Raw genomic sequence first — 20,261 nt, 5'->3', positions numbered from 1 at the left:
GAGCATTATGAATCGAGTTCTTTTTTCCTTGTTGATTGCACTTCTCATCGCCGCCTGTGCGCCCATAGAACAGCTGGTATTGACGGATGCCCATGAGCCTGCCGCAACCCAGACCCTGACAGCTTCTCAAGCCGCGCCGCAATCCATTCCTGCGCCCGAAAATACACCCCTGCCGGATGAGATCAATGCGCCGCTTGTGGACGCGCCATCCATCATCAATATCGAAATGGTGGACGAAATTTATGGCTGGGGCACGACCGAGCAGAACCTTATCCGTACCAATGACGGCGGCGTGACGTGGTACCACGTCACGCCGCCAGGTATGAGTGAGGTTGGTTATTCTGTAACAACCGAATTCCTGGACGTCTCTCACGCATGGGTACAGGCCGTTGACCCGGATCATTATCCGCGCGGCGGTACTTTATACCGAACATCGGACGGCGGCATTACTTGGGAGGCATTTGCCACGCCGTTCAGCGACGGCGATATGGAATTTGTGGATACAAACAACGGCTGGATGATGGCGGGTCTGGGCGTGGGGGCCGGCTCGATGGCTGTCTCCATCTTTCAAACGAACGATGGCGGCGAAACATGGGATCAGGTATATACGAACGACCCTAACCTGAAGGGCGCGGGTGAGACGCTTCCGTTGGGCGGGCTTAAGGGAATGCTCGTGCCGCTCAATATGCAAACTGCCTGGGTCGGCGGCGTAATCTATTCTTCCGGCAGCGTCTACCTGTTCCGCACAGATGACGCGGGGGAAACATGGTTCAAAATAAGCCTGGCTCTTCCGGGCGAAGCGCAGGCAAGCGAACTCTCCATCGAAGAACTGGTATTTGTCTCACCGACACAAGGGTTCCTCGCCATCCGCATGTCGTCTGTAAAAATGCAGACCATCTTTTATGCAACGAACGATGGCGGCGATACCTGGTCGCTTGCCCCCGTGACCCTTCCGGGCGCGGGGAGGCTGGAGATTCTGTCAGCGCAGGAAATCATCTTTTATTCCGACGACCGGTTTTACGTCACAAAGGATGCGGGCAGTACGTTCAGTATCATCCCACCGGACATTGCATTCGGTGAACTCGTCACCGACATGAGTTTCGCGAATTCCTCCACCGGATGGGTTGTGACGACCGATCTGATAAACAACCGCACGCTTTATAAAACAATCGATGGAGGTTTGACGTGGTACCCAATCATCCCTTAAAACTTTTATGGGCCTTGACCCTTGCAACGCTTGCATGTGGAGTCGCTTTCCCCGCTTCGGACCCGCCGACGCCTGCCCCCGTTGAAGCGACGGTTCCTGCGCCGCAGGGACTCACCCTTGAGCAGATCAAGAACGTGCAATATCCCCTGCTTATCCCCGAGGATGGACGCGTGGTGGAAATGCTGGACGGAAAATTTCAACGCGGTGCCGATGCGACCGACATGGATTTTGCCTACATTGCACTGACGCAATTCGTTGCCTTCGGTGATCTCACTGGCGACGGCCTTGAGGATGCCGCCGTGATCTTTTTGGAAAACTATGGCGGCACGGGCAACTTTGGCGTGCTTGCGGTTTATGCCAATGTGGCCGGTGAACCCGTATTTTTACACTCCACTTTGATCGATGACCGTCCAATGATCAACAGCATTGCCGTGGAAAATGACGAAGTGTTCATTGATGCCGTTGTGCATGGCTTTGAAGACGGTGGCTGCTGTCCCACGCTCCCGACCACGCGCCGCTATGCGCTGGTGAAGAATAAACTGCGGCTGGTCAATTTCACGACCGATGCCCCCAACGGTACGCGCCGTATCATTGAAATCACATCCCCCGCAAATGGCACAGAAGCGACAGGCAGTCTGGCGGTGATCGGCTCGGTCAGCATTGCACCGTTCGAGAATAACCTATCCTGGTTTATCTATGATGAAAATGGCAATCAATACGCGGCTGGGCCTGTCATGGTCGCCGCGCCGGATTTCGGTGCGCCCGGTACATTTGACGAAACCATTCCGCTTGCAGGGATTCCCGCCGGTACGATCATTTATCTTGAAATCCAGGATCAAAGCGCCGCGGATGGTTCGCTGCTCGCGCTGGATGTTGTAAAATTATCCGTCAAATAGTATTCCGTCATTGCGAGGAGTGGCGCGCCGTGCAAGGATGAAGCAATCCCATCGCAATGACAAAAGCCCGAGAGGAGAGTTTTATGCCGCACCTGGTCCGTGATTGGATGTCCAGCCCTATTGTCGTCGTTGACCCAGATTCAAGCGTCTCGTATGCCGCCACGCTCATGCGCCGACGCAAGATAAACAGCGTGATCGTAACCATCAGCGTGCAGAAGCGCGAGTACGGGATTGTCACCACCACCGATATTCGCGACAAGATCGTCGCGGTGGAGCGCAACCCTGCCGAGACCACCGTACGCGAGATCATGTCCGGTCCCATCATCACCGGACGTGCCGATTGGACCTTGATGGAATGTTCGAAGATCATGCAAGAGCATAAGTTCCACCACCTGCCGATCACAGATGAAAATGGCACGTTGATCGGCATGATCTCCGCGACGGATATTTTTATGTCAGTGGAAGAACAGGGCTGGGCAGGGGAGAAGTAAGCGGAAAATGAAAGGGAGACAGGCGCCCTGTCTCCCTTCGTTTATGGTCCTATCCGCTCATTGCATTCACTGCCGACTGTTTCATGTGTGCCAGTACGCCGCGAAACCCATTTAGCCGCTGACCGGAGATGGCTTCCTCCAGATTCATCGGTGCATAGAAATCTGCGGGGATGGCGATGATTTCTTCAGGTTTGCAGCCGTTCAGTCCCGCGGCAAGGATTGCGGCGAGTCCGCGCACGGTGGGAGATTGCGGGGGAATGTCAAAGTGGAATAGCATGCTGCCGTCATCCTGCTTTTCAACGAATAGATACACGGGCGTCATGCATTCGGGGATCGGTTCCATTTTGGAACGTTCATCCTTGAACCGTTCGGGCAATTCGGGGAACGACTCGGCGTATCCGATCAGCGTTTCGATCTTTTCTTCGCGGGGCATGTTCGCGAAGTCATCCACGATCTCTTGAAGTTTGGCAGGCAGGGTCATAATTTATATTTGGGTTGGGACACAGCAGCGCTGTGTCCCAACGGTTTTTATTTTTCGATCGGCGCATCCACCAGGTTGCCCCACTCGGTCCACGAACCATCATAGTTCCGGACCTTTTCATATCCCAGCAGATACTTCAACACGAACCACGTCAACGAAGAACGTTCGCCGATGCGGCAATAGGCGATCACATCTCCGTCAGCGTTGACATTTTTCCCTGCGTAGAGCGCACGCAGCTCCTCGGGTGTCTTGAACGTTGCATCCGCTTCGTTGACCGCCTGCGACCAGGGAATGCTGACCGCGCCGGGGATATGTCCGCCGCGTGTCGCACCTTCCTGCGGATAGTTTGGCATGTGGGTCAACTCGCCCGAATATTCCTTCGGCGAGCGGACATCCACCAATGGTTGTTTCGTTTCCAGATGTTTGAAGACGTCATCACGGAAGGCGCGAATCGACTTGTCCGCTTCTTTCGCGCTGTACGTTGTTCGGGCATAGGTGGGCACTTCCTTCACGAGCGGGCGTTTCTCCTGCTCCCATTTGGTGCGTCCGCCGTTCATAATACGGACGTTTTGATGCCCGTAGTATTGGAAGAGCCAGAGCGCGTAGCAGGCAAACCAATTGGACTTGTCACCATAGAAAACGACGGTGGTGTCGTTGGTGATGCCAAGCCTGGAGGCAACTTCTTCGAATTGCTCCTTCGTCAGGAAATCACGGCGCAGTGGATGCTGGAGCGTGCTGAACCAGTCCACCTGCACCGCGCCGGGGATGTGTCCCATTGGGTAGAGCAGCGGGTCTTCGTCCGATTCAATGATGCGGACGTTTGGGTCTTCCAGATGCTGAGCGACCCATTCGGTATCAACAAGGTATTCGGGGCGTGCGTACGACATGGCTAAGGTTTCCTTTTCGCAACAGGATATTTTCAAAATAAAAGACAGTCAACGAAAAACAAAAGGACGGCGAACCATCCTGCGCATGAATACTTCAGCGCGGGGGGCGCACCACTGTCCCAAGTCGTTGACTGCCGGTTTGGCGGATGAATGTCCCGGGCGGTGGTTACGATCCCCGCCGCAGACACAAGCAATGGTTGTTTCGTTTCATATCGAGTTTGCGTATTTTACGTGAATACATGTTTTTGTCAAGACAAAAACCATCACAGGCTGGAAAAACGGAGGCGAATATGGAAATATGATTTGATGTAAAATTGACGCATGCCAAAGCAGAAATATTATGTGGTATGGAAGGGACGCAAAACAGGCATCTTCACATCATGGGCGGAGTGTGAAAAACAGGTGAAGGGATTTGTCGGCGCGCAGTACAAGGCCTTTGGGAGCGCAGCCGAAGCGGAAACCGCCTACCTTGCGAACTACGACAACTACAAGGGCAGGGCGTCCTCCAGTGGAAAATGGAGGATGGCAAGCATCCAACCCCTGCTCCCATCCATTTGCGTGGATGCGGCGTGCAATGGCTCGCCCGGCAAGCTGGAATATCGCGGCCTGAACACGGAAACAGGTGACGAGATCTTCCGCGCGGGTCCCTATCCCAACGGCACGAATAACATCGGGGAATTTCTGGCAATCGTCCACGCGCTCACATGGCAGGCAAAACATCACATGCGTGTCCCGGTCTATTCCGATTCGCAGAATGCCATCTCATGGGTGTATAACGGTGAGTGCAAGACCCGCCTGAAGCATTCATCCAAAAACGCGCTTCTGTTTGCGCTTATCCGCAGCGCGGAGAATTGGCTGGCGGAGAACGAACTTCCTGAAGATAAGATATTGAAGTGGAACACAGATCTGTGGGGCGAAAACCCCGCCGATTTTGGGAGAAAATAGATGAAGACTGCCTTGCTCGTCATTGACATCCAAAAGGACTATTTCCCCGGCGGGAAATTCCCGCTTGTGAATCCTCTTGAAGCAGCGAAGAATGCCTACATGCTCCTGCAGTGCTTCCGTGAGCATGGCGGGCATCACGTCCACATTCAGCATATCTCACTCAAGCCCGACGCGAAGTTCTTCATCCGCGGCGATGAAGGCTCCGACATACACGATTTGGTCGCTCATTTCGAAGGAGAGCCCATCGTCTACAAGCATTATCCCAACTCCTTCCGCGAAACGAACTTGTTGGAGTTGCTCAAGGGTTGGGGAGTGGAGCGCGTCGTTATCACAGGCATGATGACCCACATGTGTGTGGACGCCACCGCCCGCGCCGCCGCCGATTTTGGCTTCAAAGTCATCATCGCCGAAGATGCCTGTGCCACCCGTGACCTGGAATATGATGGCACAACCATCCCTGCGGAGCATGTCCACAAGGCGTTTGTAGCGGCGTTGAAATCGTATGGTCAGGTGATGAAATCGGAGGAAGTGCTTGTGCTGTTGGCGGGAGAGCAGGCGAAGGCTGCTTAAACAGGATCAACTTCGAGCGGAGAAAGAGGCGCGATGAGAGTCACTTCAAAAGTGACTCTCATCTTTTTTTATCTGTCCACTTTTTCCCACGGTTGAAGAATATCATGCTCCTTCCCGAAGACGGAGAAATACAATCCATTTGCCGCATCTGAATAACCGCCGACAGTGGCTAATTTTGCGCCCATCCTTTTGAGACGGTGCAGCCCTTCGGTGAGGACAGCTTTGCCAAGGCCGTGCCGTTGGTGGGCGGGGACGGTGGCAACAGGCTCGAAGTACGCGGTGCGGGTGACATCGTCGAACCAAACCGTGCAGAAGGCGGCGATGGCACCATCGCTGGTAACGGCGACGATGTCGAGGTCGCGGCGGTAAAGCGGCGCGCTTTGGATGTGGTGATACCAGCCTGGGTCGTCGCGATTTTCGCGGGCGGTGTGGATGTCGTCATTGTGGAAGCCAAGCCCCGAAGCGTAACAGCGTTCGAGCAACTCCAATCCCTGACCAAGGGAGCGGATGGTGCAGCCTTCAGGTGCTTTGACCTCGGGAATTTTGTTGTCGAGTGAAAAGAAATGGATGACCTCACTCGTTTCCGGACGTTCCACTTTTTGAAAACCACGCTTTCTTAGAATGTCATGACGCAGCATGTCTTTTGAGTCGGCGAAGATTTGAATTCTTTGCCTGCCTTCCCGGTTGGGATGCTTGAGATGCTTTTCCGCCGTGACGATCATTTCCTCTTCGAGTTCAGGCGTGCGATATTTTGGGTGGATTTGCAGATAGGCCTGCCCTTTGCCTTCCGGGTGTAGAACGGCGGCAATATCACCTGTTTCATTTTCCCAAAAGAACATGACTTGGGCGAGCTCGAACTTTTCAAGGTCTGGGTTGGCGAACCACCACCAATAGTCAAGGCGGGCGATGTGCCAACTATATTGGCGCAGCTTATTCGCGAGCATCACGTCACGCAGGAACTGACGGGTTCGCCAGTAATCTTCCTCGTTGCGATAGGGGCGTTTAGTAAATTTCATCTTATATCCATTACGTGTATTATTTCACGAACACATTATAAATCCAGATGCTATAATTTTTCCATGCAAACCACCCTCGACCCCGAACGTCAGACACAAGCCAAACAATATGCCCGCATCCGCCGCAGATTGTGGCTGGCGGATACCGTCCTCAGCGCGATCTTCCTGCTTGCATGGATTCTCTTCGGCTGGAGCATCGCCCTGCGCGAATGGATCGCCTCATTCGCCGCCGACGACTGGCTGCTGGTCGCGATCTTTGTCATTGTCTTCGGCGGGATATTCTCCTTCGTCACCCTGCCGCTCGGCTACTACAGCGGATTTGTCCTGCCGCACCGCTTCGGTCAATCCAACCAGTCGCTCAAGGATTGGATCGTGGACCGCCTCAAGGGGCTTGCCATCGGCGCGCCGCTGGGACTTCTCCTGCTCGAATTGCTCTATCTTGCCCTGCGGGCCACGGGCGGACTATGGTGGCTGTGGGCGGCAGGCGGGATGCTGGTCTTCAGCGTGCTGCTTTCGAACCTCGCGCCCATCCTGATCATGCCTTTGTTCAACAAGTACGTTCCTCTTGGCGAAGAACACAAGGATCTGGAAGACCGCCTGCTTGCGCTTGCAGAACGTGCGAACACCAGGGTCAAAGGCGTGTTCAAGTTCGACATGTCCAGGCGGACGAAATCCGCCAATGCCGCGTTGACCGGCATCGGCAACACCCGCCGCATCGTGCTGGGTGATACGCTTATCAACGAGTTCAACGCGGATGAGATCGAGACGGTGCTGGCACACGAACTCGGACATCACGTCAACCGCGATATCCCGCTGTTCATTGCCTTCGGAACGGTCAGCACCACACTGGGTCTGTATCTCGCATCCGTGGCGTTGAATTGGGCGGTGGGATATTTCGGCTTCAGCGGTCCCGCTGACATCGCCGCCTTCCCAGCCCTTGCGTTGATCTTGAGTATCTATGGTCTCATCACCCAGCCGCTGGATAACGCCGTATCCCGTTGGAGGGAGAGAAAGGCTGACGAATACGCGTTACAGGCGACAGGTAAGAATGAAGCGTTCGCTTCCGCGTTTACGCGGCTGGCAAATCAAAACCTCGGGGAGGTCGATCCAGAGAAGTGGGTGGTCTTCATGTTCCATTCCCATCCGCCGCTGGGGGAGCGGATTGAGAACGCGGGCAGGTTTGCCGCTTAAAAATGCAGGTCACGCCTCAAGCGTGACCTGCTCGTTTTAGACCAGATCTTCCATCAAGGCCATCGGCAGGACCGCTGCGCCGACGATGCCCGGCCCTGTGTGCACGCCCAGCACAGGCGAGATGCGCTGTACTTCCATTTTTGCCACGTTGAGTTTGGATCGAAATTCCTGCGAGAGCTCCTCCGCTTTTTCGGCGAAACGCCCGTGCAAAACGGTTGTCCATAACGGAGTATTTCCATACTTATCATGCAGATACTCCGTAAGGATGGTCATGGCCTTGCCGATGGAGCGTCCCTTTGCCACGGTGCTGTACTTGCCGTCCGTATCCACGCGGATGACGGGTTTGAGATTCAACAGCGCGCCCGCCATGGCCTGTACGCGCCCGATGCGCCCGCCGCGCGCCAGGTATTCCAGCGTGTCGAGCGTGTAGATCACCTCGGTCTTCTCGCGGATGGCAGTCAGGCGTTCCTTGATCTTATCCATGGTCCAGCCCGCCTTATGTCCCAGAGCGGCCGCCATTACCTGAAAGCGCTCGCCGCCGGAGAGGGTGAGGGTGTCCCAGAAACTGACCTTTGCCTCATCCTGAACCAGACTCCCGCCGTCCTGTGCCGAGTTGAGCGTGCCGCTCAGCCCCGATGAAATGTGAATGGACAGGATGTTCTTCTCCGTCTTAGCCAGTTTGCGGTACAACTCCGCAAAGATCCCGGCCGAGGGCTGGGCGGTTGTTGGAATGGCGGGGCGCATGGCTTCAAGACGGTTGTAGAAATCATCGGCAGAAATATCCGCCGAGTTCACCTCGCCTTCCGGGAATTGAATGAATAGGGGGGCTTGTGTCACTCCCAGTTTTTTCAGTTCCTCGTTGGACATATCCGCTGCGCAGTCTGTTACGATTCTCATGTTTGGACTCCTTTTATTTTTTCTTTTCCAAAAACCACTTCACTGTGTCTCTTATTGATTCGTGCAGTGAACGCGGTGTATAACCCAGTTCTCTTGCCGCCTTGGCATGGCTGATGTTCGAATTGCTTTGCAGCACCTCCAGGGCATACGGCGTGAAACGCGGCGTTGCGTGTGCAAGGCGATAATACAAGGGCGTGAACATGGCCGCGAACTTCGCCAGGTCCAAGGGGATCTTCATCTGGAAGAAGGGTTTGCCTGTGATCTCCCTGACGGTTTCGAGCAGGTAACGCACCGATATCTTTTGCCCGGAAAGAATATAGCTCTCGCCGCGCCTGCCGTTCTCCGCGGCGGAGATCAAACCGTCCGCCACATCGCGCACGTCCACGAAATCGTAGGCGCCGTCGACATACAATGTCGGTTTCGCCGCCGCCGCGTCGTGGATGACCGCGCCCATCATCGATCCCTGAAAATCATAGGGGCCGATCACGCCGGTCGGGCAGGTCACCACGGCTTCCAGTCCGGCCTGAGCCGCGTTCAACACCTCGAGCGTCGCCTCCGCCTTCGAACGGTCATATGCGCCGTAGGGGTTGTTCATGTCGTAGGGGATGTTTTCGTCGATCGGACCGTCCTCCACGCGCTGAACGGCGTGAATGGAGGAGGTGTAGATCATTTTGATCCCGCGTTCCAGCGCCGCGCGCAGGACATTTCTCGTCCCCTCCACGTTGACCTTGCGCACCATCGGATTAGGACCCGGCATGATCGAAATAACGCCGGCCAGATGGAAGACGCCCTTCACGCCGCGCATGGACGTGAACAGCGAATCGAGGTCCAGCACATCCCCCTCCACCGCCTCGACGCTTAATCCCGAAATGGATGCGCGGCTTTCGCCCGGCAGGACCAGCGCCCGAACCGTTTCCCCGCGTTCCAAAAGTGTTCGCACAAGGACATTCCCCACATGCCCGCTTGCGCCGGTGACCAGCCACATTTCCTAGGCCTCGCTTTTCCGAAGGAGTGTATCCATCATCATGGTCGTGATCTCGCGCGCCGTCTTATCCCATGCTGCGCCTTTGGGGTCGAGCAGGCTTTGCAGCAGCAGCCCCATCGCCATCGAGACGATCATGCGCGCGGTCAATTCCGGATCGACCTCCACGAACGAGCCCTCGTCCACGCCCTTTTTGATGAGGGAGGTGAAGTGCTTGTGATAGCGGCGGTAGGGGACGATGCTTGCCTGCCAGATCTTTTCATCGCGGCTGGCTTGCAGCCAGAACTCGAGGAACATCGGCAGGCCTTCGCCAGCGGTGGCGAAGATGTATGGGAATGCCTCGGTGATCTGCGTAAAGGTTTCGGGGACGGTCTTGTCTTTCGAGGCTTCAATGGCATTGTCAATGGTTTTCAGCCAGCCATCGAGCAGGGCGAGGAAGAGCGCCTGCTTGCTTTCGAAATGATGATAGAACGCGCCCTTGCTGATGCCCGCCTCGGCGCAAATATCATCCACGCTCGCGGCATTGAACCCGTACGTGGAAAATAATTTGATGGCCGACTCGATGATCCGGGAGCGGGTCTCTTCACTGCGATGCTGCATGTTCTTCTCAACTCTCCTCTCCTACAGGAGAGGGGTGGGGGGTGATGTCAAATAAAACCGACTGGTCGGTTTGTTTTTACCCCCAAACGATTGCACTGTCAATGTGATGGAAATCACAAATAATTAAAATCAAAACAGGACGGGCACCGTCCTGTTTTGATTTTGCATGACGTTTTTACGCAGGTTTATGGGCGGTGATCTTCGCGCTGTACACCGTTTTGTAAACGGCTTCCCTCGGATACTCCTTCACATCCAGTTTCATGTCATCCAGCGCGCTGTCCACGGTTTCCTTGTCGAAGAAGACCGGCGTGATGGAAATATTCGTAAAGCCAACGGACCCCATCATACGGATGTACTCCTCCGCTTCGACTGCTCCCGCCACACATCCAGCCCATGCGCTCAAACTTTGCTTGATGGATTCAGGGAGTGGACCCTCGGTGACGATATCGGAGACTGCCAGCTTGCCGCCGGGCGCCAGCACGCGGAAGGCTTCGCTGAACACCTTTTCCTTATCGGGCGAGAGGTTGATGACACAGTTCGAGATGATGACATCCACGGTATTACTTTCAACGGGCAGGTCTTCGAGATAGCCCTGACGGAATTCGACGTTGGCCGCGTCGACGCGCTGCGCGTTCTTTTGGGCGCGTTCGATCATCTCGGGGGTCATATCCACGCCGATCACGCGTCCAGTGGGACCGACTTTTTGGGCGGCCAGCAGACAATCGAGTCCTGCGCCCGAACCGAGGTCGAGCACGGTTTGACCGGGTGTCAGTGAGGCGAGCGTGATCGGGTCGCCGCAGCCGTAGCTGGTGCCGGATACGTCGCTTGGGAGGGTGGTGAGCAGATCTGCAGGGTAGAGTTTGCTTTCGGTTGAGCAGCAGTCACTCGGTCCGCAACAGGAGGCGGAGTTCTTGATCCGCTCGGCGTAATGCTCGCGGACCGTCTCGTGGATGGGGGATTGGGTCATTTGTTTCTCCTTTTGGCATGTCATTGCGGGCAATCTTGTTGTTTCATGGTGCAAATGGTAAAAAGATTCACCAATAAATTCAATCTGTTCACCCTGCGATGAACAGGATGAACAGATTTCTCACTTAAAACTAGCAGCAACCGCTGTAACCGCCGCAGCAATCGGAGCTCTCGCATCCGCCTCCACAACAGTCATCGTTAACGACCAGTAGTTCGTTCATGGCTTTCACCTCCTTTCAAATAGACGCTTGTCTATAGATGTTGCCAAAAAAACGGGATACATCCCAGCTGAAGACATATCCCGCTCAGGCCTGGATGGTTTTCAACAGGTTTTCAGTTGAAACGGATTCGGGCGCGAACTTGATCATGAGCTGTCCGCAGCAATAGGCGACCCGTTCCTGGTTGAGGCTGTAGAAGGTCTGCTTGCCGTCTTCGCGCACGGTGACCAGCCCCGCCTCGCGCAGAATGGCGAGGTGATGCGAAACCGTGGGTTGGGAGACATCCAACTGCTCGACGATCTCGTTGACCGGGAGCGAACTGCAGCAGCAGATGTTCATGATCTTCTGACGGGTTTCGTCGGAGATGGCTTTGGCGAACAGGACGGGGTCGAATTTCATATCGATGACTCTCTATGGGTTATTATATAGACAAACATCTATTTGTCAAGGGTAAAAAACTCCGTGGTTTTGCAGGCCTCGGAGTTTTTGCACTTATTTGCCTGTCAGCACACCCAGACGATCCACGTATTCCTCCAGCACGGAGAAGGCGTCTTCGATGGGCTGGGTGCTGGTCATATCCACGCCGGCGACCTTGTACACGTCCAGCGGCGGTTTGGATGAACCCGCCTTCAGGAATTCGATGTGATCCTGCGCGGCATTGGGAACGCCGTCGAGGATGCGCCTGGCGATGGCGTTCGCGGCGGAGATGCCGATGGCGTATTGGAACGTGTAATAGTCGATGTAAAGGTGCGTGGTGAAGGTCGCCCAGGTGATGCCGACCCGCTGACGGTCCACATTCATTTCGCCGCCGTAGCCTTCGCTGAACAGGTCGGCCATCAACTCGATCATCGCGTCGGCGGTGAGCGGCCCTCCCTTTTCGACGCGCTGGTGCGTTTCCAGTTCGAAGCGCGCGAGGGTGGGCATGATGAAGAAGTAGCGGTGGAAGTTGTCCATTGCCTCTTCGAGCAGGGAGGTCTGGAAGGCTTTGTCGGGGTTGGACCTGAGCAGATGGGCGCGCGTCATGGCCTGGTGGAAGTTCGAGGCGGTCTCGGCGATGATGGAGGGGTAGGTGTAGTAGATCATCGGCTGGGCGCGGCTGGAATAATAGGCATGCATCGAGTGACCGAGTTCGTGCGAGAGCGTGCTCATGCTGCCCACGTCATCGGTGTAGCTCATCAAAATGAAGGGATGCGTGTCGCCGGGCACGCGCGTCGAGAATGCGCCCTGGCGTTTGCCGGCATTGGGCGACCAATCCACCCAGCGCTCTTCGAGACAGCCCTTGCGCATGACATTCACGTATTCGCCGCCCATCGGCTCCAGGCCGTCGCTGATCCAGTCCACGGCTTTTTCGAATGGAACCCTGGGCGCTTTCTTCGTCAGCGGCGCCCAAATGTCATACGGATGCAGAACTTTCACGCCCAATGCCTTGCGGCGGATGCGCCAGTACTTGTGCCAGAGCGGCAGGTTCTTTTTGAAGATATCCAGCAGGTTGTGGAACATCTCCACGGGCACATCCCCGTTGAAGAGCGTGGCTTCGAGCGAGGAGTTGAACTTGCGCGCCTTCATGTTGAAGACATTCTGCTTGATGGAGGCGGCGAGATTACTGCCCAGCGTGTTCTTGAATTCGAGATATTTATCGGTGTAATTTTCAAATGCGGTCTGGCGCGCCTTGCGGTCGGACGTGTTGAGGATCGCGTCGTAGGTGCTTTGGGTCAGCGCCGCCTTTTTGCCTTTGCCGTCCTTCGCGGGCGTAAACTTAAAATCGGCGTTGGCGAGCAGGTGCGCGGTCGTGCGGACCGTCATGAACGAATCGCGCGCCATGCCGATCACTTCCTCCACTTCCGCACTGCGGACATGCGCCTGCCTGCGGAACAGGTCAGCGATGTAATGCCCGTACATGCCCATGAATTCATTTTCCGCCAGCCATTGATTCAACTTCGCCTCGCCAATGGACAACAGTTCCGGGTCCACGAAAGAGGCGGCAGTTCTCATTTGAGCCAGCGCGGACATGGCTGTGCCGCTCATCGCCGCGCCCGCCTGATCCGCCGTGTCCACCGCGCTGGAGAGGGTGGCGTACACTTGGATTTTCATCGCGCGCTGGGCGAGCGCATCCATGACCTGCATGGCTTCGATGAACACATCAGGACCATCGCCAAGATGTCCCTGATATTTCTTTACCTGCTCAAGACTGTCCAGCAGGCTTGCAACGGCGGCATCGAACTCTTCCACCGAAGAGAAGACGCTTTCCGAATTCCAGGTTTGGTTCTTTTTTACTTTGGAGCGGGGGAGGGGTGCCGGCATGTGAGGTTCCTTTGCAAGTGGTTTTCAGGCACAATGATACTCCCTCCCGGGTTCCCGGGGTACGTTGGGCGGGAACGACCTGCATTTGTAGATCATGGACGTTTCCATCCACTTCGACAATCGCCCCCGCCTGCCTCCCCTACAATCTCTTTCCATCTTTACCGCTCACCTGTGGATGTCCTCTGTGATCCTCCCAAACACAGCCAATAAAACAGAAAATTAGACCCCCAAATTGTAAATATCTCGGCAGGAAAATTATTTTTCCTGCCGAGATATTTATTTTTGTTGCCGAGAAAATAATAATATTTGCCGAGATTTTGTTATAATCAGGGTGTAAACCAATCATTTCAAGCTGGAATTGGGAGAGATCATGGCTAGAAAAATCACGGCAATCCGTACGTACCGGCCTGAGATCAGGCGGCAGCCCACGCGGCAGACGAAGCACATTGTGGAGGATATTGCCCAGCGCACCGGACTGAACGAAGGCGAGATCCGGTTTGTGGTTTATGAATTAAGGGATGCCATCCTGGCGGCGCACAGCCACGGGCAGGCCGTCAAAATCGAGGGATTGGGCACGTTCACTCCCAGCCTGCGCATGGGCGGGGACCTCGATATTCTTTTTCGCCCCGATGTGGACATGCTGCGACAGTTGAATAACCCCACCAGGTTGTATGCAAAAATATTGAACAAGGCGAATATCGGCAAATCCGCCGCGGACTTGGTGGCGCAGTGGAACGCCGAGCATCCCGATGATTTGGTGGAGGAGTAGGGGAACCCCTCTCCCGTCTACCACTCCGCTACGCTTCGGGTACGATGTCCCCCAAGGGGGAGAAGCCTTTGCTCCTCGAACCAAAGTTTGCATGAATTCAGGCTGTGAAGCAAAAGATGACAGTGTGTTGCTGTCATCTTGTTTGGTTATTCATGTAGTCGTAACCTGGCGCAAGTCCGCAATGACAGGCAGGGAGAACAATTCCCTTCTCAGGCAAGCGCCGGCTCGTAGTGTAAAACCAGCAACTTATCTGCCTTTAGCGCGAGTTCTGCATACGCGCGCCCGTCGTTATCGGCAAATTCCACTTCGTAGACGTCTGGCGCAAGGACTTCTACCACCGTCCCAACCTGCCCGCGTTGCAAATCATGTTCAGGTAAATCGTCGGTCAATGCGACAACATCGAGTAATTTAACTTTGTTTTTCAAGTCTACCTCCTACAAAACATAACAACTTGTAAGTCGTGGATGGTCTTCTCCGATACGAACAATCCACGATGTGCGGACATCAGCCTGTCTGCCTTGTATTTTCATTCTGAAGTCAACCACGTAACGTTGACCGTACTCATCACGTTCTGTTGGTGTGGCTTTTTCAGTAACAACAGCGGACATGATCGCCTGGCGAAGTTCTTCTGCGTCGTTTGCTGTGATACCCAGGGCAGTGGCAAAGACTCGAGCCTTGTGCCTGCCGCGTGGATGATTGGCACTCAGGCAATAATCCCGTAATTTCTCGATCTCAACAACTGCGTGGTTGGCATTTGGCAGTTTCATCTTTTGGAATTATACCTCTTCCTGTTTGGCATATTCTTCCTCGAAATCTGTCAGGTTTTAGCAATCGTGATTAATCCACCGTCAGCGTCTTGGATAAATTCCGCGGGAAATCGGGATCGAACCCGCGCATCACGCTCATGTGATACGACAACAACTGCAACGGCAACACTCCCAACAGCGTGCTGATCTGCGGGTCAGACTTGGGAAGCACGATCACATCGTCCGCGTTGGCGCGCAGGCGGGCGTCCTCTTCGGCGATGACGATGGTCCGCGCGCCGCGCACCTTCACTTCGTTGATGCCGCTGATGAGGAGCGGCACCGCGCTGTTATCCGAGACGAAGATGATGGGGAAGCCCTTGCTCACCGCCGAGAGCGGTCCGTGTTTGAACTCGGTCGAAAGCATCCCTTCGCAGTGGGCGTAGGTAATCTCCTTCAACTTCAACGCGCCTTCGAGCGCGATGGGATAGGTCGCTCCATAACCGAGACAGTACAGGTCATTCCATTCGTTGATGTCTTTGGCGATGGCTTCCACCTGCGGCGCGACCATCTCAAGCGTCTCCTCCATCAGGTCAGGGATGACATCCAACTCACGAACATCCTTTCCCGCCAGCTTATACGCCAGATACAGGAACGTCACGACCTGGTTGGTAAAGGTCTTCGTGGCGGGTACGCTGATCTCGTAGCCGCAGCACAAGGGCAGGGAGAACGAGGTCGTTTTGGTCAGCGTCGAACCGACCACGTTCGCCAATCCAAAACAAGACATGCCGCGTGCCTCCGCCGCTTCCAGCGCGTTGAGCACGTCCTTGGTCTCGCCGGACTGGCTGACGAAAATGCCCACGTCTTCGTGATCCACCGTCGGCGCATATTGCGGGATGAACTGCGGCGCCAGCACGGGGATGACGGCGCGTCCCGCCAGCTGCGCAAAATAGACCGCGCCAACCGAAGCCGCGTGATAACTCGTGCCGCATCCGATGAAATACAGATGACGCGCGTTCTTCATCTTCTCGACCAGCACATCCACTTCGCGGTTGCCGTTGAGCACATGCGATAACTCACGGGCGACCTGCCCCTGCTCGTGGATCTCCTTCAACATGAAATGCGGATACCCGCCCTTTTGCACCGCATCCATCGACTCCGTAACGGTTTCCTGTTTTCTGTCGATGAGTTTTCCATCCTTGACAGAGCGCACCTCGACCTTGTCCGCCCAGAGTGTGACGATCTCCCCGTCCTGCGGGCGGATGACTTCGCGCGTCAACGGCAGGATCGAAGGCAGGTCGGACGAAACGCAGGTGAAGCCTTCGCCGAGTCCCACCACCATGCCTGAACCCTTCTTGAACGCGTATAACTTGTCGTCATTTGCGCGCCCGATGACAAAGGCATAATCGCCTTCGAGGTCGCCGTATGCCAAACGGATTGCATCGATGAATTCATAGCCGCGATGGATATACCGCTCCACCGCATGGACACACGTCTCGCCGTCATTCTGCGAGCGGACGGTCATGCCCTCGGCGATGAACTGTTCGCGCAATTCGACGTTGTTCACCACGTTGCCGTTGTGCGCTCCGACCATGTCGCCATCCGAGTCGATGTGCGGTTGTGAATTGACCTGTGACGGCTCGCCGAAGGTCGCCCAGCGCAACTGCGTCATGCCGCGCTGTCCGCGCATTTCGGCGATGTTATATTTCACCGCGACCGCATCCACCTTGCCGACATCTTTGCGTAGATCGATCTTGCCATTGTTCAACGTCGCCGCCCCGACGGAGTCGTACCCGCGGTAGGTCAGTCTCTCCGCCGCCGCGATCAGGATCGGTCCGAGCGCTTCTTCTTTATTGGTCACGTACCCGAAAATTCCGCACATGTATTTTGTTCTCCTTGATTTGCAGGAGCGGGGTTACCCCGCTCCTGCAATTAATCCAACTTCAAATTCCCATTCTCATCGAACGGAAAGAACGGATTGTACGCCACTTCCCAGCGATAATCATCAGGGTCGGCGAAATAGGAACTGTATCCGCCCCAGAAAACCTTTTGCGGTTCCTTGATGATCTTCACGCCTTTTGATCTCAGATCAGCGATGATCTCATCAACTTCCGCTTCGCTTCGCGCGTTATAGGCCAGCGTGAAGCCGGCGAAGCCGCTTCCTTCCGGCGAAACCACCGCATCCTCCGCCAGCTTCTCGCGCGGATACACTGCCAGCACCAGGCCGCCTGCCTGAAAGAATACGATATCGTCATTGCTGTTACTGGACGGTTTCCAGCCAAGGATCTTTGAATAAAACTCAAAGGATGTTTCCAAATCTCTCACGCCCAGCGTAATGATATGCAGATGTTGGTTCATGGTCACTCCTGGTTGGTGTGATTATATTCCACCCTTCCTGCCGAACGAAATGATATTGCTCACTTTCTTGTCATGGATTCCTGAACATCTTCATGGCCCAATGACCCGTCACCGCGCTCACGGTCAACAGCATCATGTAGGGGATGCCGTAAAAGATGGCGTACAACAACACATATCCCATGCACATACCGAAGCCGTTGTTTCCATCGCCGTTATCCTGTCCCACACACAGGGGTGTGGCATTCAAAACTGCCGTTACAACTAACGCGCATACCATCCCCGCGAATCCCGCCGCCATGATCCAAAACCACTTCGGGCGGAATCTTGTCGGCAGGCAAAACCCAAAGAACACACTGCCCGCCAGAAGAACCGATACCCCCGTCAGGATCGATATCCAATAATATTCCTGGCGCATCCCCTTGCTGCTGACGACTAATGCAAAGAACAACGCGCCAGGCAATGCCGTGAAGAACGATGTTGAAATACGGGTGATGATGGACATGCCGTTACTATACAGGAATGGCGCTGTCAGACTCTGCCAATGTTTCTCAATCGCTCTCAGAGCCTTAAGCCGTATCCCAAGGCGCGACTCCCCGTCCGCGCCCGCCGCTTAACGACCCGGTAATTGATTTCGCCAACTCAGGCACTACCTCCGCCGTCGCCGCCAGCAGACCGAAACAACCCGCGATCATCATGTCACCGAAGGGGACGGCGAAGTAGGGGCGCAAATTTTGGAGTGAGGGAGCTCGCTCCCGTTTTTTCGCCAGCAAGCCGGCTGACTCCATAAACATCGAACGCCTCGGTCCCGTCACCACCAGGTCGAACTCGTCCTTGCCGAACTCAAACACCTCATCGGTATACATCAACGCGCCATGCCCCATGTCGTCGAACACATCCTGGTGCTTCAGGGACCCGTCCGCCAGCTTGCGGATCAATCCCTCCAGTTTCGACAGGTCGATCTCACCCGTGTGATGCTCAAAGACTCCCTCGATTCCATGTTCACCCAAACGGAATGCCAGCGTGTGGAAGTTTCCCACATTGCAGATGATCTTCGTTTTGCGGGTAGCCACTTGAGGATCAAAGTTTGCACCCAGCACCGCGGCAGGAGCTGTGTCCATCACCACCAGCGGACAGGGCAGCTGGCCCGCCGAGTCCGCCACGGCTCCCAGACGGGTCATGATCTTTGGAATGTCGGAAGAAAGAAAGGCGAAAGAGGAAAGAGAGTTCTTGAGGCGGATGCGTTCATCAAGATAATCGAAACGGAACTGTCTGTCCGATACCCCTGCTGGCGCATTGCCATGGTCGAATACGGCGACAGCAATCGCGGAAAGATCATCCAATGAAACGCCGTAATCCGCGAAGGTTTTGGAGATCAACTCGAAATCAAAATCCTTCAACTCCAGACTGTCAACCTTTGAGCTGAGACCTGCAACTTCATCTTCCGAAACGATCTTTATCCCCAACGCCTGCACCTTGTCCAGTTCGTCATTCAACGTCGTCGCAGCCGAGGGTGTCATGTAGACGGGGATCCCTGCGCGCGCAACTTCTTCGATGGCCCAGGCCGAGGGTCCGCCTCCCATTTGATGGCCAGTCAGCAGGGTTGGGCGGCGGGAAAGAAGCGCCTGCTTGAGACGACGATGAACCATCATCGTAGGCGAAGGCAGGACAAGTTTGAACCCGTTCTCGATGTCGAGGTTCGAATCGTACAGAAAAATATCCTGCGTGCCTGTGCCGATGTCCACCGTTAAGATTTTCATGTCATTTTCTCCCCTCTCCCGCTGGTTGAGCAGCCGCCTGAAGCGGTGTATCGAAACCAGGGAGAGGGGCAGGGGGGAGTCTTAGATCTCGACTCCCAGCCAGATGCGGATGAAATAGCCGATCACGAACGAAAACGCCGCCACGCCAAGACTCAAGCCTGCCATTTCCAAAAACCTTGTGCGGAAGGATTCACCCTTGGCAATCGAGATGTAGTAATTGAAAACGGCGATGATGATGACGCCAGTGGTCAGCGAAATGGCGAGATCGAGATAATAATTTTCAAACAGAAGATAGGGAAGGATAAGCAGTGCAACCGTGCTGATGTAGGCAATGCCCGTGTAGACCGCGGCACGGACGGGATGCTTGTTCGTATCCTCCGAGCGCGTGGAGAGGTACTCGCTTGCCGCCATCGAAAGCGAAGCGGCAATGCCGGTGATGAGGCCCGAAAGGGCGATCAACTTTGTGTTTTGCAGGGCAAGCGTCAGACCGGCCAGGGCGCCGGTCAGTTCCACAAGCGCGTCGTTCAATCCGAGTACGACGGAGCCCGCGTACTGCAGGCGCTCCTCATCCAGCATCTCGATGAGCTTCTGTTCGTGCTCCTCCTCCTCCTCCTGATATTTTACGGCTTCAGGGATTTCCCTTGAAACCGCCTCATAATTTGCCTGCGCCTTTTCCTCGCCCATTTCCATGAGCTTGACGCCGAAGGTGAATCCGAAAAGCATGCTGACAGTGTAATAGAACCAGACGTTGAACCAGCGCGGTTTGACCTCCTCGCCGCTGTATTTTTTCCAGCCGTTGTAATGCCGCAGTTCGTCCTCGGCGATCTGGTCGAGGATCCTGGCGTTCTCCTGCGATTTGATGCGCTTTGCCAGCCGCCTGTAAATGTGATATTCGGTGATCTCGGTCTCCTGGAACAGGATCACTTTTTTGCGAATGTCTTCGCTTAGTTGCTGCATGTCGGTCTCCTTGTATGGAATTTCTGCGG

General features: G+C 55.1%; 23 protein-coding genes. 7 read left to right on the top strand and 16 right to left on the bottom strand.

Annotated elements, in window-relative coordinates; genetic code table 11:
• Window positions 1–7: 7 nt before the first annotated feature.
• The 3 genes from QY332_18550 to QY332_18540 all read left to right on the top strand — a co-directional run bounded on the left by QY332_18550 (window position 8) and on the right by QY332_18540 (window position 2,594).
• The gene (locus tag QY332_18550; protein ID WKZ35615.1) at window positions 8–1,207 is read left to right on the top strand and encodes a hypothetical protein; all 1,200 of its coding nucleotides are present in this window, start codon (window positions 8–10) and stop codon (window positions 1,205–1,207) included.
• Window positions 1,186–2,103 (top strand): Gmad2 immunoglobulin-like domain-containing protein, encoded by a 918-nt coding sequence (locus QY332_18545; protein ID WKZ35614.1) that lies wholly within the window; start codon window positions 1,186–1,188, stop codon window positions 2,101–2,103. The genes QY332_18550 and QY332_18545 overlap by 22 nt, the downstream gene beginning before the upstream one ends.
• An 83-nt stretch (window positions 2,104–2,186) precedes the next feature.
• A complete protein-coding gene (locus tag QY332_18540) occupies window positions 2,187–2,594 on the top strand; it encodes a CBS domain-containing protein (GenBank protein ID WKZ35613.1) in 408 nt (135 codons plus the stop codon).
• A 49-nt stretch (window positions 2,595–2,643) separates the two neighbouring features.
• On the opposite strand, the gene QY332_18535 is transcribed toward QY332_18540, so the two are convergent.
• Both QY332_18535 and QY332_18530 read right to left on the bottom strand, forming a co-directional pair.
• On the bottom strand, window positions 2,644–3,075 hold the full coding sequence (locus QY332_18535; GenBank protein ID WKZ35612.1) for a SufE family protein: 432 nt from the start codon (window positions 3,073–3,075) through the stop codon (window positions 2,644–2,646).
• 47 nt (window positions 3,076–3,122) lie between these two features.
• Entirely contained in the window at window positions 3,123–3,962 is an 840-nt protein-coding gene (locus QY332_18530; protein WKZ35611.1) for a sulfurtransferase, read from the bottom strand.
• A 321-nt stretch (window positions 3,963–4,283) separates the two neighbouring features.
• Here QY332_18530 and QY332_18525 point away from each other — a divergent pair, with 321 nt between their 5' ends.
• Both QY332_18525 and QY332_18520 read left to right on the top strand, forming a co-directional pair.
• Window positions 4,284–4,907: a ribonuclease H family protein gene (locus QY332_18525; protein ID WKZ35610.1), complete on the top strand. Its 624-nt coding sequence runs from the start codon at window positions 4,284–4,286 to the stop codon at window positions 4,905–4,907.
• Window positions 4,908–5,477, top strand: coding sequence for a cysteine hydrolase family protein (locus QY332_18520; GenBank protein ID WKZ35609.1), 570 nt, complete (start codon window positions 4,908–4,910; stop codon window positions 5,475–5,477).
• A 68-nt stretch (window positions 5,478–5,545) separates the two neighbouring features.
• Here QY332_18520 and QY332_18515 read toward each other — a convergent pair whose 3' ends face one another.
• Window positions 5,546–6,493, bottom strand: coding sequence for a GNAT family N-acetyltransferase (locus QY332_18515; GenBank protein WKZ35608.1), 948 nt, complete (start codon window positions 6,491–6,493; stop codon window positions 5,546–5,548).
• Window positions 6,494–6,556: 63 nt separating this feature from the next.
• On the opposite strand from QY332_18515, the gene QY332_18510 reads away from it, so the two are divergent.
• Window positions 6,557–7,684, top strand: coding sequence for a M48 family metallopeptidase (locus QY332_18510; GenBank protein WKZ35607.1), 1,128 nt, complete (start codon window positions 6,557–6,559; stop codon window positions 7,682–7,684).
• 36 nt (window positions 7,685–7,720) lie between these two features.
• On the opposite strand, the gene QY332_18505 is transcribed toward QY332_18510, so the two are convergent.
• The 6 genes from QY332_18505 to pepF form a co-directional block, all read right to left on the bottom strand.
• Entirely contained in the window at window positions 7,721–8,581 is an 861-nt protein-coding gene (locus QY332_18505; GenBank protein WKZ35606.1) for a DegV family protein, read from the bottom strand.
• Window positions 8,582–8,594: 13 nt separating this feature from the next.
• The gene (locus tag QY332_18500; protein ID WKZ35605.1) at window positions 8,595–9,566 is read right to left on the bottom strand and encodes an SDR family oxidoreductase; all 972 of its coding nucleotides are present in this window, start codon (window positions 9,564–9,566) and stop codon (window positions 8,595–8,597) included.
• 3 nt (window positions 9,567–9,569) lie between these two features.
• On the bottom strand, window positions 9,570–10,163 hold the full coding sequence (locus QY332_18495) for a TetR/AcrR family transcriptional regulator (protein ID WKZ35604.1): 594 nt from the start codon (window positions 10,161–10,163) through the stop codon (window positions 9,570–9,572).
• A 175-nt stretch (window positions 10,164–10,338) separates the two neighbouring features.
• Entirely contained in the window at window positions 10,339–11,130 is a 792-nt protein-coding gene (gene arsM, locus QY332_18490; protein WKZ35603.1) for an arsenite methyltransferase, read from the bottom strand.
• A gap of 304 nt (window positions 11,131–11,434) precedes the next feature.
• Window positions 11,435–11,746: a metalloregulator ArsR/SmtB family transcription factor gene (locus QY332_18485; GenBank protein ID WKZ35602.1), complete on the bottom strand. Its 312-nt coding sequence runs from the start codon at window positions 11,744–11,746 to the stop codon at window positions 11,435–11,437.
• A 93-nt stretch (window positions 11,747–11,839) separates the two neighbouring features.
• A complete protein-coding gene (gene pepF / locus QY332_18480) occupies window positions 11,840–13,648 on the bottom strand; it encodes an oligoendopeptidase F (GenBank protein ID WKZ35601.1) in 1,809 nt (602 codons plus the stop codon).
• Window positions 13,649–14,018: 370 nt separating this feature from the next.
• Here pepF and QY332_18475 point away from each other — a divergent pair, with 370 nt between their 5' ends.
• A complete protein-coding gene (locus QY332_18475) occupies window positions 14,019–14,417 on the top strand; it encodes an HU family DNA-binding protein (protein WKZ35600.1) in 399 nt (132 codons plus the stop codon).
• A gap of 209 nt (window positions 14,418–14,626) precedes the next feature.
• On the opposite strand, the gene QY332_18470 is transcribed toward QY332_18475, so the two are convergent.
• The 7 genes from QY332_18470 to QY332_18440 form a co-directional block, all read right to left on the bottom strand.
• The gene (locus QY332_18470) at window positions 14,627–14,842 is read right to left on the bottom strand and encodes a DUF4926 domain-containing protein (GenBank protein ID WKZ35599.1); all 216 of its coding nucleotides are present in this window, start codon (window positions 14,840–14,842) and stop codon (window positions 14,627–14,629) included.
• 9 nt (window positions 14,843–14,851) lie between these two features.
• Window positions 14,852–15,184 (bottom strand): hypothetical protein, encoded by a 333-nt coding sequence (locus QY332_18465; GenBank protein WKZ35598.1) that lies wholly within the window; start codon window positions 15,182–15,184, stop codon window positions 14,852–14,854.
• Window positions 15,185–15,254: 70 nt separating this feature from the next.
• Window positions 15,255–17,042: a glutamine--fructose-6-phosphate transaminase (isomerizing) gene (glmS, locus tag QY332_18460; protein ID WKZ35597.1), complete on the bottom strand. Its 1,788-nt coding sequence runs from the start codon at window positions 17,040–17,042 to the stop codon at window positions 15,255–15,257.
• A gap of 50 nt (window positions 17,043–17,092) precedes the next feature.
• Window positions 17,093–17,518: a VOC family protein gene (locus tag QY332_18455; protein ID WKZ35596.1), complete on the bottom strand. Its 426-nt coding sequence runs from the start codon at window positions 17,516–17,518 to the stop codon at window positions 17,093–17,095.
• A 70-nt stretch (window positions 17,519–17,588) separates the two neighbouring features.
• The gene (locus QY332_18450) at window positions 17,589–18,020 is read right to left on the bottom strand and encodes a hypothetical protein (GenBank protein WKZ35595.1); all 432 of its coding nucleotides are present in this window, start codon (window positions 18,018–18,020) and stop codon (window positions 17,589–17,591) included.
• Between the two features lie 64 nt (window positions 18,021–18,084).
• Window positions 18,085–19,275 (bottom strand): DUF1786 family protein, encoded by a 1,191-nt coding sequence (locus QY332_18445; protein WKZ35594.1) that lies wholly within the window; start codon window positions 19,273–19,275, stop codon window positions 18,085–18,087.
• Between the two features lie 81 nt (window positions 19,276–19,356).
• A complete protein-coding gene (locus QY332_18440; GenBank protein WKZ35593.1) occupies window positions 19,357–20,232 on the bottom strand; it encodes a VIT1/CCC1 transporter family protein in 876 nt (291 codons plus the stop codon).
• Window positions 20,233–20,261 lie beyond the last annotated feature (29 nt).

This window comes from Anaerolineales bacterium (assembly GCA_030583885.1).
Classification (GTDB): domain Bacteria; phylum Chloroflexota; class Anaerolineae; order Anaerolineales; family Villigracilaceae; genus Villigracilis.
This window is presented reverse-complemented; position numbering and strand designations above follow the sequence as displayed.